9 protein-coding genes and 1 pseudogene are annotated in these 12,942 nt (G+C 69.1%); 6 read left to right on the top strand and 4 right to left on the bottom strand.

Features of this window, described 5'->3' with window-relative positions:
• The first annotated feature begins 37 nt into the window (after window positions 1-37).
• The gene (locus MJQ72_RS35390; protein ID WP_240595409.1) at window positions 38-625 is read left to right on the top strand and encodes a DinB family protein; all 588 of its coding nucleotides are present in this window, start codon (window positions 38-40) and stop codon (window positions 623-625) included.
• A gap of 13 nt (window positions 626-638) precedes the next feature.
• On the opposite strand, the gene MJQ72_RS35385 is transcribed toward MJQ72_RS35390, so the two are convergent.
• On the bottom strand, window positions 639-1,175 hold the full coding sequence (locus MJQ72_RS35385; RefSeq protein WP_240595408.1) for a methylated-DNA--[protein]-cysteine S-methyltransferase: 537 nt from the start codon (window positions 1,173-1,175) through the stop codon (window positions 639-641).
• Window positions 1,176-1,265: 90 nt separating this feature from the next.
• Between MJQ72_RS35385 and MJQ72_RS35380 the strand changes: the two genes are divergently transcribed.
• Window positions 1,266-1,892: a VOC family protein gene (locus MJQ72_RS35380; RefSeq protein ID WP_240595407.1), complete on the top strand. Its 627-nt coding sequence runs from the start codon at window positions 1,266-1,268 to the stop codon at window positions 1,890-1,892.
• Here MJQ72_RS35380 and MJQ72_RS35375 read toward each other — a convergent pair.
• Window positions 1,863-3,620 (bottom strand): NAD+ synthase, encoded by a 1,758-nt coding sequence (locus tag MJQ72_RS35375; protein ID WP_240595406.1) that lies wholly within the window; start codon window positions 3,618-3,620, stop codon window positions 1,863-1,865. The genes MJQ72_RS35380 and MJQ72_RS35375 overlap by 30 nt on opposite strands.
• A gap of 149 nt (window positions 3,621-3,769) precedes the next feature.
• Window positions 3,770-6,097 carry an accessory Sec system translocase SecA2 gene (secA2, locus tag MJQ72_RS35370; protein WP_240595405.1) on the bottom strand — a complete coding sequence of 776 codons (2,328 nt, stop codon included), beginning with the start codon at window positions 6,095-6,097 and terminating at the stop codon, window positions 3,770-3,772.
• Between the two features lie 149 nt (window positions 6,098-6,246).
• Here secA2 and MJQ72_RS35365 point away from each other — a divergent pair, with 149 nt between their 5' ends.
• Together MJQ72_RS35365 and MJQ72_RS35360 are read left to right on the top strand one after the other, a co-directional pair.
• The gene (locus tag MJQ72_RS35365; RefSeq protein ID WP_396427022.1) at window positions 6,247-7,818 is read left to right on the top strand and encodes an alpha/beta hydrolase; all 1,572 of its coding nucleotides are present in this window, start codon (window positions 6,247-6,249) and stop codon (window positions 7,816-7,818) included.
• Window positions 7,819-7,870: 52 nt separating this feature from the next.
• Window positions 7,871-9,421 (top strand): alpha/beta hydrolase, encoded by a 1,551-nt coding sequence (locus MJQ72_RS35360; RefSeq protein WP_240595403.1) that lies wholly within the window; start codon window positions 7,871-7,873, stop codon window positions 9,419-9,421.
• A gap of 79 nt (window positions 9,422-9,500) precedes the next feature.
• On the opposite strand, the gene MJQ72_RS35355 is transcribed toward MJQ72_RS35360, so the two are convergent.
• Window positions 9,501-10,169 carry an LppX_LprAFG lipoprotein gene (locus tag MJQ72_RS35355; RefSeq protein WP_240595402.1) on the bottom strand — a complete coding sequence of 223 codons (669 nt, stop codon included), beginning with the start codon at window positions 10,167-10,169 and terminating at the stop codon, window positions 9,501-9,503.
• Between the two features lie 89 nt (window positions 10,170-10,258).
• Between MJQ72_RS35355 and MJQ72_RS35350 the strand changes: the two genes are divergently transcribed.
• Window positions 10,259-11,524 (top strand): MFS transporter, encoded by a 1,266-nt coding sequence (locus MJQ72_RS35350; RefSeq protein WP_240595401.1) that lies wholly within the window; start codon window positions 10,259-10,261, stop codon window positions 11,522-11,524.
• A 68-nt stretch (window positions 11,525-11,592) separates the two neighbouring features.
• Window positions 11,593-12,935: pseudogene (gene glnA, locus MJQ72_RS35345) on the top strand (type I glutamate--ammonia ligase).
• Window positions 12,936-12,942: the final 7 nt, after the last annotated feature.

Genomic DNA, 12,942 nt, shown 5'->3' with positions numbered 1-12,942 from the left:
GGATGCCATGATCCCCTTCCCGATGGAAGGAGCCACCATGGCTGGAAACGTTCCCCCGGTCGCCGACGAGCGCGAAGGACTCCTCGCCTACCTCGAGCAGCAGCGCCAGGTCCTGCGCATCGCCGCGCACGGCCTCACCGAAGAACAGGCCAGAGCCGTCCCGACCAGAAGCTCCCTGAGCGTCGGCGGCCTGATCAAACACACCGCGCTCACGGAAGATGGCTGGATCGACATCCTTCTCCAGAAGCCCTCGAAGCCGATGGACGAAGCGATGAAGGAGTACGAAGCCGGCTACGTGATGGCTGACGGCGAGACGCTCGACGACGTCTTCGCGCGTTACGACGAGGTCGCCCGGCGCACCTCGGACGTCATCGCGGGCATCGCCGACCTCGGCCAGCCGGTCCCGGTGCCGAAAGGCGTGCCCTGGTACCCGAAGGACGTCGACGCGTGGTCGGTCCGTTGGGTGCTTCTCCACCTCATCGAGGAGACCGCGCGGCACGCCGGGCACGCCGACATCATCCGCGAGCACATCGACGGCGCGACGGCGATCCCGTTGATGGCTGCCGCGGAAGGCTGGCCGGAGACGCCATGGCTCAAGCCCTGGTCGCCGGGTCAGAGCGACTAGAACCCCGCAGTGACTAGAACAAGGTCGGTTCGTCCGCCAAAGCGCCTTCGATGACCAGCATCCGGCGCTTGGTGGCGACCCCTCCGCGCGCGGAGAAGCCGCCGTCCTTGCCGCCCGCGGCGAGGACTCGATGGCACGGCACGATGATCGGGATCGGATTCCGGCCCATCGCCTGCCCCACGGCCTGTGCGCCGCCGGGCATGCCAAGGATGTTCGCGATGTCGCCGTAGGTCAGCGTCTTGCCCGCGGGGATCGTGCGGATGAATTCGTATACGCGGTGGTGGAAGTCCGGTACTCCTTCGTAGTCGAGCTCGACGCCGGTGAGGTCCGTGCGCTTGCCGTCCATCAACGAGACGATCCCGTCGATCGCGCGCTGGATCTCCTCCGGCGGGGTGGATTCGGTCGCTTGGGGAAGGCGCGCGGTCAGTCGCGCCCTCGTCTTCTCTTCACTGCCCTCGGGGAGCTGGACCGCGACGACCCCGCGTTCGCTCCACGCGATGCCGCAGTCGCCGATCGCGGTGCCGAACACGGAATAGCCCGGTGCCGTCATGTACCCAGGGTACGAGAGCGGTCCGACAGTTTCGGATTCGTCGCCGGGCCGCGGTGCCGCCGGAGCCGTCACTGCGGTAGGAGTATGGACATGAGCGACCTCGTGCTTGATCACCTCGTCTACGCCGGGCCGGACCTCGAAGAGGCCGTCGCGCGCGTCGCCGAGCTGACCGGTGTCACACCGGTACGCGGCGGAAGGCATGTCGGTTTCGGTACGGCCAACTACCTGGCCGATCTGGGCGCCGGTGCCTACCTGGAGGTGGTCGGCCCCGACCCGGATCAGCCCGAGCACATCGGGCCGCGTCCGTTCGGTGTCGACGAGCTGACCGCTCCCGCCCTGATCACCTGGGCCGCCCGCGTGGACGGCATCGACGAAGCGATCGCCGAAGCACGTGAACGTGGTTACGACCCGGGCGAGGCGTCCGAGATGTCACGGACCACCGACGACGGCGAACTGCTGACCTGGCGCCTCACCGCCGCGGGCGGCCTCGACGGGCTCGCGCCGTTCCTCATCGACTGGGGGAGCACCCCGCATCCGACGACACGGGGGCTTCCGTCGATCCCGCTGCTCATGGTCACCGGTGTCCACCCCGAGCCGGCCGCGGTCGAAGCCGCGGTCCGTGCGCTCGGGATGGACATGCTCGTCCGGCGCGACGCGAAACCGGGCCTGGTGGCCGTGCTGACGAACTCAGCCGGGAAGCAGGTCGCGCTGAGCTGAGCGGGCGACGACGGTGCCCTCCCGCCAGCCGTTGGTCATCGGCAGCCGCCGGTCCCGCCCGAACGCCTTGAACGTGATCTTGGTGCCCGGCGGATACTGGCGGCGCTTGTACTCGGCCTTGTCGACCATCCGCACCACACGGTCGATGGTTTCCGGCTCGAAGCCCGCGTCGACCAGGTCGACGTAGCCGCGGTCGCCCTCGATGTAGTCGTCGAGGATGTCGTCGAGCATCAGGTAGTCGGGCAGCGAGTCGCTGTCCAGCTGACCCGGCCGCAACTCCGCCGACGGCGGCTTGGTGATCGAGTTCTCCGGGATCGGCGGGGTTTCGCCGTTCTTCTCGGCTTCGGCGTTGCGCCACTTGGCCAGATGCCAGACGTGGGTCTTGAACAGGTCCTTGATCGGCGCGAAGGCCCCGACGGCGTCGCCGTAGATCGTCGAATACCCGACGGCGAGTTCGGTCTTGTTGCCGGTGGCGAGCACCAGGTGACCTTCCTGGTTGGACAGCGCCATCAGCAGCATGCCGCGGACACGAGCCTGGATGTTCTCCTCGGCGAGCCCGGTCAGCTGAAGCTGCTCGACGTAGACCTTGACCATGTCCGCGATCGGTTCGACGCGATAGTGCGCGCCGATCCGGCGGGCGAGGTCTTCGGCGTCGCCCTTCGAGTGCTCCGAGGAGTACTCCGAAGGCATCGAAACGCCGTAGACGTTGTCGCCGCCCAGCGCGTCGGCGGCCAGCGCCGCCACGACCGCCGAGTCGATGCCGCCCGAGAACCCGAACGTCACCGACGAGAAGCCGTTCTTGTGCACGTAGTCGCGCAGGCCGACGACGAGCGCGTGCCACACCTCGGCTTCGTCCGACAACGGCTCGCTGATCGCGGACTCGGTGCGCGGGGTGTACGCCGGGACCGGCTCCTCGCTGAGTACACGGCGCTTGACCCGCAGCCCTTCGAACTCGCCTTCGGCGGTGTGCCCGCCGGCCACGAGGTCCGTGTCGACGACGAGCAGGTGCTCGACGAACTGCGGCGCGCGCGCCAGCAACCGGCCGTCCGCGCCGACCACGATCGAGTCGCCGTCGAAGACGAGGTCGTCCTGACCGCCGATCTGGTTCGTGTACACCAGCGGCGCCCCGGCCTCGGCCGCGCGGCGGGCGATCAGCGGCAGGCGGATGTCGTCCTTCGCGCGCTCGTAGGGCGAAGCGTTGGGCGCGACCACGAGGTCCACCCCGGCCTTGCCCAGCGCGGAGATCGGGCCGCCGTCCTGCCAGACGTCCTCGCAGATCACCATGCCGACGTCGACGCCGTGGAAACGGACGACTTCGAGGTCGTGGCCCGGCTTGAACCAGCGGTGCTCGTCGAAGACGCCGTAGTTGGGCAGGTGGTGCTTGAACTGGCGGGCGACCACTTCACCGCGGTACAGCGCGGCCGCCGCGTCGCGCGGGCCGGTCTCGTCCAGGTCGAGGTACCCGATGTAGGTGAGCACCTCGCCACAGCCGGCTTCGTCGAGCCGCCGGGCGAGCGCTTCGACCATCTGCTTCGAGGCGGAGGCGAAGGTCGGGCGGAGGGAGAGGTCCTCGACGGGGTAACCGGTGAGGGACATCTCCGGGAAGACGACGATGTGGGCGCCTGCTTCGGCGGCCTTGCGAGTCCACTCGACGGTGAGCTCGGCGTTGCCTTCGAGATCCCCGACGGTGGTGTTGACCTGGGCCAGTGCGATGCGCAGTTGCGGCATGCCGACATTCTCACCCACCGGCGTCCGCGGGGACGACCGGATGTGCCGAATCGCCCACCCGGGTCCGGCCGCCGCGAAAAGAGAGCGGGGGACCTTTGCTATCGCTCTCCGAAAGAGAGTGGTAGCAAAGGTCCCCCGCTCCCCGCGCGCTACTTGCGCTTGATCATGCTCCGCACCTTTTTGATGGTCTGCTCGAAGTCGGAGTCGAACGGGTTGTCGTGCACCAGGTACGTCCACGTCGTGTTCGCCCGCCGCACACCCGCGTCACCGAGGTCGATCCCGTTCTCGGTGATCTCGGCCTCCTCGAGCGTCTTCGCCGCCCGCTCGGCCGCCTCCGGGATGATCTTGTGGAACTCGGGGATCGCCGCGCGGTGGAACTCGTCGATCGGCGTCTCCCGCGCCAGCGCCCGCAGGTGGATGCTCTCCCGCACGTCGGTCAGGAACGCCAGGTGGTCCGACCACAGCTGGTCGATGTGGAACAGCAGCACCTCACGGCTCAGCTGTTCGACCCGGGCCTCGTCGTCGACAGCCTCCGAAAGCTCCTTGAACTTCTCCGGATGCGCCTTCTCCAGCACCTCCGCCGCGTGCGCGGTCCGCAGCACCTTGTCCCGGTGTTCGAGCAGCTCGCCGCGCTGCCGCTCGATCAGCCGCGTGTAGCGCCAGGTGTTCCGGTGGATCTCCAGGTCGACACCTTCGGCGACACGCTGCGCGTGGTTGATCTGCCGCAGCGCCGCCGGGTCGACGATCTCGCCGCTGCCCACGTCCGAGCTGATGCCCTCGGGGATGTCCGGCGCGTTCGACAGCACGAGTTCGTCGTTCAGGCTGGCGAAGAACACCGCGCTGCCCGGGTCCCCCTGCCGCCCGGACCGGCCGCGCAGCTGGCCGTCCAGCCTGCTCGACGGGTACCGGGCGGTGCCGATCACGTGCAGGCCGCCCAGCTCGACGACCTCGTCGCGGCCGTCGCCGTCCTTGCCGCCCAGCCTGATGTCGGTGCCTCGGCCCGCCATCTGGGTCGAGACGGTGACCGCGCCCTTCTTGCCGGCGTCGGCGATGATCGCGGCTTCCTCGGCGTCGTTGCGCGCGTTGAGCACGACGCATTCGAGGTCGACCTTCGCCAGCTTCTCGGCCAGCTCTTCGGACTCGGCGACGTCCTGGGTGCCGACGAGGATCGGCCGCCCGGTCTCGTGCACCCGCCGGATCTCCTCCTCGATCGCGCGCAGCTTCTGCGACGGCGATCCGAAGATCCGGTCCTCCTGGTCTTCACGGATGTTCGGCGTGTTCGGCGGGATGACCGCGACCTCGAGCTTGTAGAACTCGCGCAGCTGCTCGGCGACCGCGACCGCGGTACCGGTCATGCCCGCGACCTCGGGGTAGCGCGCGAGCAGCGCCTGCACGGTGATCGAGTCGAGGATCTCGCCCCGGTCGGTCGCCTTGACCTGCTCCTTCGCTTCGACCGCGGCTTGGAGGCCGTCCGGCCAGCGCTGAAGCTCGGCGACGCGGCCGCGCGCGGCGTTGATCAGCTGCACCTTGCCGTCGCGCACGAGGTAGTCGACGTCGCGGGTGAGCAGCGCGTGCGCGTGCAGCGCCACGTTCACCGCGGGCAGCCTGTCCGAGCCCGTCTCGTCGTAGAGGTTGATGTCGTCGCCGAGGGCCTTCTCGACCACCGAAGCGCCGGCCTTGGTGAGCCAGGCGTTGCGGCCGTCGGCGTCGGTCTCGTAGTGCAGCCCGAGCCGCAGCCGCCGGACGATGTTCGCGACCTCTTCGTCGGCGTCGGTGTGGTCGATCGATCCGGCCATCACCAGCGGTACGCGGGCCTCGTCGACCAGCACGGAGTCCGCCTCGTCGACGATCGCCACCTCGGGCTCGCGCTGGACGAGGTCCCCTTCGCGGGTCACCAGGCGGTCGCGGAGCACGTCGAAGCCGATTTCGCTGACGGCGCCGTACGTGACCTCCTTCGCGTACGCCTCGCGGCGCTCGTCGCGGGAGTGCGCGGGCTCGACCCAGCCGACGGAGACGCCGAGCAGGTCGTAGATCGGGCCCATCCACTCCGCGTCACGACGGGCGAGGTAGTCGTTCACCGTGACGACGTGGACGTGCTTCCCGCGCAGGGCGTACCCGGCGCCGGCCAGCGCACCCGCCAGCGTCTTGCCCTCACCGGTCTCCATCTGCACGATATGCCCGCTGAGCAGGCCCATCGTGCCCAGCAGCTGGACATCGAAGGCGCGCTCGCCGAGGGCCCGCCGCGCGGCCTCGCGACCGAGCGCGCAGACCTCGATCAGCTGGTCGTTGCCGAAGGAAGCGGCGTCCCGAAGCTTGCCGGCCCGCTCTGTCAGCTCCTCGTCGGAGAGCTTCTCCAACTCGGGCTCGAGCTTCTCGATGGCCGGCAGCAGCGCTTCGTAGCGGGTCAGCTCGACGCTGCCCGGCCGCTGGATGATCCGGCGCAGCTTCTTGCTCACCCGGCTGATCAGTGCTGCCACCCCTGTGCTCCCGTCTGTTCTTCTGCCGTCCGCACCCGTATGCCCAACGCAGTGGTGGTGCGGCCGAGTTCCACGGCCGATGGCACGATCCAACCGTGTCCACTCATGTCAGCGCCAGGTCCCGTGCCCGTCGATTCGCCGCGATCACGCTGTCCGGCCTGCTCGCCGTCACCGTCGCCGCGTGCTCGTCGGGAGAGGGTAGAACCCAGCCGCCGCCTCCGGCCACCGAGTCGCACGCTCCGACCGGACCGGTGCCCGCCGGACTCGAGAAGTTCTACGGACAGAGCCTGACCTGGGCCGACTGTGCACCCTACGCGACATCCGATGACGCGAAAGCGGCGTTTCGAGTGAAGGACGCACAGTGCGCCCGGCTCACCGTCCCGCTCGACTACGCGAAGCCCGAAGGCGACTCGATCACGCTCGGCCTGCTGCGCCGGAAGGCGCTGGATACCGACGAAAGGATTGGGGCGCTCGTGGTCAACCCCGGCGGGCCCGGCGCCTCCGGGATGCAGGCCGCGGCCGGTCTCGCCTCCCGGACGGCGACGAACGAGCTGGGCAAACGCTTCGACATGGTCGGTTTCGACCCGCGCGGCATCGGCGCGAGCCAGCCGCAGGTCCGTTGCCTGACCGATGCCGAACGCGACGCGGACCGCGCGGACGACGGCGAGACCGACGGCTCACCCGAGGGAGTGAAAAAGCAGGAGGCCGAGTCCCGGGACTTCGCGGCGAAATGTGCCGAGCGGACCGAACACGGCGCCGCGATGCTCGCGAACCTGGGCACGCGTGACGTCGTCAAGGACATGGACATCCTGCGTTCGGTCCTCGGCGAGCCGAAGCTGAACTACCTCGGCTACTCCTACGGGACGCGGATCGGGTCCGCCTACGCCGAGGCCTTCCCGACGAACGTCCGCGCGCTGGTGCTCGACGGGGCCGTCGACCCGGAGCAGGACGCGGTGGAGTCGCTGGTCGCGCAGGGGCAGGGCTTCGGTAAGGCGTTCGGCGAGTTCTCGAACTGGTGCGCCGCGCGCGAGGATTGCGCCCTGGGGCGAGACGCCGCCGGAGTGACGAAGGCGTTCCAAGATCTGGTGCGGCCCCTGATCGACTTCCCGGTGCCGGTCGGCGACGGCCGGAAATTGTCGTACGAGGACGCGACGACCGGCGTGATACAGGCCCTCTACCAGGAAGATCTCTGGGAACCGCTGAACACCGCGCTCAACGACCTGAAACGCCAGCGCGGCGACGGCCTGGAAAAACTGGCCGACCTCTACAACGAGCGCGGCGCCGACGGCCGCTACGGGACGACGCAGGACGCCTTCGTCGCGATCCGCTGCGTCGACGATCCTCGGGTCACCGATCCGGCGAAGATCCTCGACGCGCAGAAGCGGTACGCGCAGGCGGCGCCGTTCCTCGACGACGGCAAGCCGGACGGAGCCGCGCGCGATTCCTGCGCGTTCTGGCCGGTGCCGAACACCTCGGAACCGCACCTGCCGAACGTCGAGGGCCTGCCGAAGACGCTGGTCATTTCGACGACGAACGACCCGGCGACCCCGTATCAGGCGGGCGTCAACCTCGCGAAAGCGATCAAGGGAGCTTTGCTCACGTTCGAGGGCAACCAGCACACGGTCTTCCTCCAGGGCGTGTCGTGCGTCGACCAGATCGGCATCGACTACCTGGTGAACGGCGCCCTGCCGGACGAGGGGACGCGCTGCGCCGCCAAGTAACGAGTTCGGCGCGAAGGGCCACGAGCGGCCGGGACGCTGCGAAGATCGCGAGATGAGGCTTTGCCGTGTCCCGGCCGTGCTCGTTGTCGCCGTGCTGGTCGCCTCCTGCACGACGCAGCAGCCACAGCCCGCGCCGCTGGCGTCGCCGACCACCACGGCATCACCTACCCCGGACCCGAAGGCGCTCGAGAAGTTCACTGAGCAGAAGCTGGCGTGGGACGCGTGCCCGTCCTTCAAGGACAAGGCGTTCGAGTGCGCGAAGCTCACCGTGCCGCTCGATTACCTGAAGCCGGACGGCGAGACGATCTCGATCGGCGTCCTCCGGCACAAGGCGAAGAACACCGGCAGGCGGATCGGCTCCCTCGTGCTCAACCCGGGTGGCCCCGGTGGCTCGGGTGTCTCGGCCGCCGCGCGGATCGCGAAGTCCCGGCCCGCGGCGGCGCTGGCCGAGCGCTTCGACATCGTCGGATTCGATCCGCGTGGGGTCGGGACCAGCGAGCCGAAGCTCGTCTGCCTCACCGATGCCGAACGCGACGCCGACCGCGCGGAAGATTCGGAAAGCGACTCGACGCCCGCCGGGATCGCGAAGCAGCTCGCCGACGCCAAGGCGTACGCCGCGAAGTGCGCCGAGCGCACGAAGCACGGCACAGAGCTGCTCGCCAACATCGGGACCAGGGACGTCGTCCGCGATCTCGACGTCTTGCGCTCAGCCCTCGGCGACGAGAAGCTCACCTACCTGGGCTTTTCGTACGGGACGCAGATCGGGACCGCCTATGCCGAGGCCTACCCGGACAAGGTGCGGGCGCTGCTTCTCGACGGCGCGGTCGACCCCGAACTCGACACCGCCGAATCGCTGGTCACGCAGATGGCGGGCTTCCAGAACACGTTCGCCAAATTCGGCAAGTGGTGCGCGGCGCGCGCGGACTGCGCGCTCGGACGGGACGCGCGCGCGGTGACGAAGGCGTTCCAGGACCTGGTCCAGCCGCTGATCACCGCCCCGGTGCCCGCAGGGAACCGCCGGCTCTCGTTCGAGGACGCCATCACCGGGACCAGCGCCGCGCTGTACTCACAGGACGCGTGGAAATTCCTCAACGACGGGTTCGCCGAGCTCAAGCGGGGGAGCGGCAAGACCCTGGTCGCGCTCGCCGACAACTACTACGGCCGCGAGTCGGACGGCCGGTATACCGGCATCCTCGACGTGTACTTCGCCGTCCGGTGCGTCGACAGCACGCGGATCGCCGACAGGGGTGTCATCGACGACGCTCACCGGCGGATGCTCCAGGGCGCGCCGTTCCTGACCGGCGGCACCCCGGACATGAGCGAGCTGGACATCTGCTCGGTGTGGCCGGTGCCCGCCACGTCGGAGGTCCACAAGCCGGACGTCGACGGCCTGCCGCAGCCGTTGATCATCTCGACCACCGACGACCCGGCGACCCCGTACGCGTCCGGCGTGAACCTGGCGCGGGATCTCAAGGGAGCTTTGCTCACGTTCGAGGGCGCGCAGCACACCGTCTTCCTCGACGGCAACGAGTGCGTCGACAGCGCAGGCCTCGCCTACCTGATCGATGGCGAACTGCCCGCCCCCGACACCCGCTGCACCTAGCGGGGGAGCAAGGGACCTTTGCTACCACCAGCCCGCTGACCAGGCATTTTCCCGTCCAAAAGGGAGCGGGGGACCTTTGCTACCGCCCGGCCCCGACGACCACCGCGTTATGCCTGGTCAACGCCAGCTCCAGCATCACCGCGAACTCCTCCGGCCTCGTCGGCGGCACCTGCAGCCACACCCGCACCAGCCGCCGCGGCTCGTCCCGCGAAATCCACAGCTTCACGAACACGTCCGACTTGATCTCCGGCACGATCCCGCCGATCACCGCGGCCGGCACCTTCGCGGCGATCCGGAACGACTCGGTGTCCTGCACCCGCTCCCACCGCTCGCCCCGCAAATCGGTCGCCCCGGTCAGCAGCCGCCGAAGCCCACCGTCGGGCCCGAGCATCGCTTCGGGCGTGTACGGCGCCGAAGCCGGCAGCACCTGCTCCCCAGCAGGCCCACTGAGCGTGACCTCCGAGCCCGACAGCCGGTACTCGACCTTCCTCCGTCCGGCGTCGTCCTGCAGGTCGGCCTTACCGACCGCGCCACCGTCGAGGCTGACTTCGCCGTCGAGCCCGCGCACCGGCAACCCGGTGACGACACCGTTCACCCCGAGCGTGAACCGCACGCTGCGCAACGAGACGAGGGAGTCGGCCGCCGCGCTCACGTAGTCCTGGGCAGGCGGCAGCGGGGAAGACCCCGCGCAGCCGCCGATGAGCCCGAGCGTGAGCAGCAGCGCCGGCACGAGGTGACGGCAGCGCATGGTCAGAGCCTATGGCCATGGCCCGAATCTTGCGCACAGTGTCCTTCCGGCCGCTTTCGCCTGGCGCCGCCGCCCACGACGCTGTATCCGTGCAAACCGAGACCCGTCTCCACCGCGCGTGGTTCGTCGCCGCCGCCGCGTTCATCGCCCTGCTCGCCGCCGCCGGCTTCCGCGCGGCCCCCGGCGTCCTCATCGACCCGCTTCACAACGAGTTCGGCTGGTCGCGCGCGACGATCGCGTCGGCCGTCTCCGTGAACCTCGTCCTCTACGGACTCTTCTCGCCCTTCGCGGCAGCGCTCATGGAGCGCTTCGGCATGCGACGCGTCGCCTCGACCGCGTTGTTCGTCGTCGCGATCGGCGCGGGCGGCACGGTCTTCATGAACGCGAGCTGGCAGCTCATCCTCTGCTGGGGCGTGCTGGTCGGCGTCGGCACCGGCTCGATGGCGATGAGTTTCGCCGCCACGGTCGCCGCCCGCTGGTTCGTCCGCAGCCGCGGCGTCGTCACCGGCGTCCTCACCGCGGCGGGCGCCACCGGCCAGCTGATCTTCCTGCCGATCGTGGCGAACCTCGCCGTCGACGAGGGCTGGCGGACGGCGTCGCTCGTCATCGCCATCGCCGCGCTGGCCGTCGTCCCCGTCGTTCTCCTGGTGGTCCGCGATCACCCGTCCGACGTCGGAACGACCGCGTACGGCGCGGAGCCGGCCGAAGTCGCTCCCGTCGCCCGCACGGGTGGTTCCGCCCGCCGCGCGCTGTCGGTCCTCGGTTCGGCAGCACGCACGAGGACGTTCTGGCTGCTTGCGGTCGGCTTCGCGATCTGCGGCGCCACGACGAACGGCCTGGTCAGCACTCACTTCGTGCCCGCGGCGCACGACCACGGCATGCCACAGACGACCGCCGCCGGCCTGCTCGCCCTCGTCGGAATCTTCGACGTCGCCGGCACGATCGCCTCGGGCTGGCTCACCGACCGCGTCGATCCGCGAATCCTGCTCGGCGTCTACTACGCCCTTCGTGGCGTTTCGCTCGCTCTGCTCCCGCAACTGTTGAGCGGAACGGTGGAACCGAGCATGTGGGCGTTCATCGTCTTCTACGGCCTCGATTGGGTGGCGACGGTCCCGCCTACGGTCGCGCTCTGTGTCCGGCAATACGGCGCCGCCGGGCCGATCGTCTTCGGCTGGGTCTTCGCCAGCCACCAGCTCGGAGCCGGTCTCGCGGCCTTCGGCGCGGGCGCGATCCGCGACGCGGCGGGCAGTTACGCGCTCGCTTGGTACATCGCCGCGAGCCTCGCCGTGCTCGCTTCGGTCGCTTCGCTGTCGATCACCAAGGCGGCCAAACCCGAACCGGTCCTCGTGGGGTGATCCACCACTTCCGGTCGATCGGCGCGTCGCGAAACATGTCGTTAACACGTTCTCGTTAGGGTGCGGCCATGGATCGCCAGCAGGAGTTCGTGCTCCGTACCTTGGAAGAGCGCGACATCCGTTTCGTCAGGCTCTGGTTCACGGATGTGCTGGGGTTTCTCAAGTCCGTCGCGGTGGCGCCCGCCGAGCTCGAGGGCGCCTTCAGCGAGGGGATCGGCTTCGACGGATCGGCCATCGAAGGATTCGCGCGCGTCTACGAGTCGGACATGGTCGCGAAGCCCGACCCGGCCACGTTCCAGGTCCTCCCCTGGGAGACCCCGGACGGCGGCCCGTACTCGGCGCGCATGTTCTGCGACATCGCGATGCCGGACGGTTCCCCGTCCTGGGCGGACCCCCGGCACGTCCTGCGCAGGCAGCTCTCGAAGGCGGGCGAAGCGGGTTTCACCTGCTACGTCCACCCCGAAATCGAGTTCTTCCTGCTCTCCAACCTGCCGGACGACGGCAGTGAGCCCGAGCCCGCGGACAACGGTGGCTACTTCGACCAGGCCAGCCACGCGACCGCGACGCACTTCCGCCGCCACGCCATCGAGACGCTCGAGGCGATGGGGATCTCGGTCGAGTTCAGCCACCACGAGGGCGCGCCCGGTCAGCAGGAGATCGATCTCCGGTACGCCGACGCGCTGACCATGGCCGACAACGTGATGACCTTCCGTTACGTGGTCAAGGAGGTCGCGCTCACCCAGGGCGTCCGCGCGACCTTCATGCCGAAACCGTTCACCGATCAGCCGGGTTCCGGCATGCACACCCACGTGAGCCTGTTCGAGGGCGATCGCAACGCCTTCTACGACGCGGAAGACCCGTACGAGTTGTCCGCGACGGGCAAGGCCTTCGTGGCCGGCCTGCTGCACCACGCGAAGGAGATCTCGGCCGTCACCAACCAGTGGGTGAACTCCTACAAGCGGCTGATCAGTGGCAGCGAGGCCCCGACGACCGTTTCGTGGGGTCGCGCCAACCGCTCCGCCTTGGTCCGGGTGCCGATGTACTCGCCGGGCAAGGCGTCGTCACGCCGTGTGGAGATCCGCACGCTCGACTCCGCGTGCAACCCCTATCTGGCGTACTCGGTCATCCTGGCCGCCGGGCTCAAGGGCATCGAGAAGGGCTACGAGCTCCCGCCCCCGCCGAGGACAACATCTGGCAGCTCTCGGACGCCGAGCGCCGCGCGGCCGGGTACGCCCAGCTCCCGCAGAACCTCGGGGAGGCGCTGGCGGAGATGGAAAAATCGGAACTTCTGCCTGAAGCGCTCGGAGAGCACGTTTACGACTTCTTCCTTCGCAACAAACGTGTTGAATGGGATAACTACCGCAGCGCGGTGACCCCGTACGAGCTGCGGACCCTGCTTCCGGTTCTCTAGACGAAGG

The organism is Amycolatopsis sp. EV170708-02-1 (genome assembly GCF_022479115.1).
Classification (GTDB): Bacteria; Actinomycetota; Actinomycetes; order Mycobacteriales; family Pseudonocardiaceae; genus Amycolatopsis.
This window is presented reverse-complemented; position numbering and strand designations above follow the sequence as displayed.

Coding starts and splice junctions, on each gene's coding strand:
- MJQ72_RS35390 (WP_240595409.1), top strand. CDS start 38: ATGGCTGGAAACGTTCCCCCGGTCGCCGACGAGCGCGAAGGACTCCTC.
- MJQ72_RS35385 (WP_240595408.1), bottom strand. CDS start 1,175: ATGACGGCACCGGGCTATTCCGTGTTCGGCACCGCGATCGGCGACTGC.
- MJQ72_RS35380 (WP_240595407.1), top strand. CDS start 1,266: ATGAGCGACCTCGTGCTTGATCACCTCGTCTACGCCGGGCCGGACCTC.
- MJQ72_RS35375 (WP_240595406.1), bottom strand. CDS start 3,620: ATGCCGCAACTGCGCATCGCACTGGCCCAGGTCAACACCACCGTCGGG.
- MJQ72_RS35360 (WP_240595403.1), top strand. CDS start 7,871: ATGAGGCTTTGCCGTGTCCCGGCCGTGCTCGTTGTCGCCGTGCTGGTC.
- MJQ72_RS35355 (WP_240595402.1), bottom strand. CDS start 10,169: ATGCGCTGCCGTCACCTCGTGCCGGCGCTGCTGCTCACGCTCGGGCTC.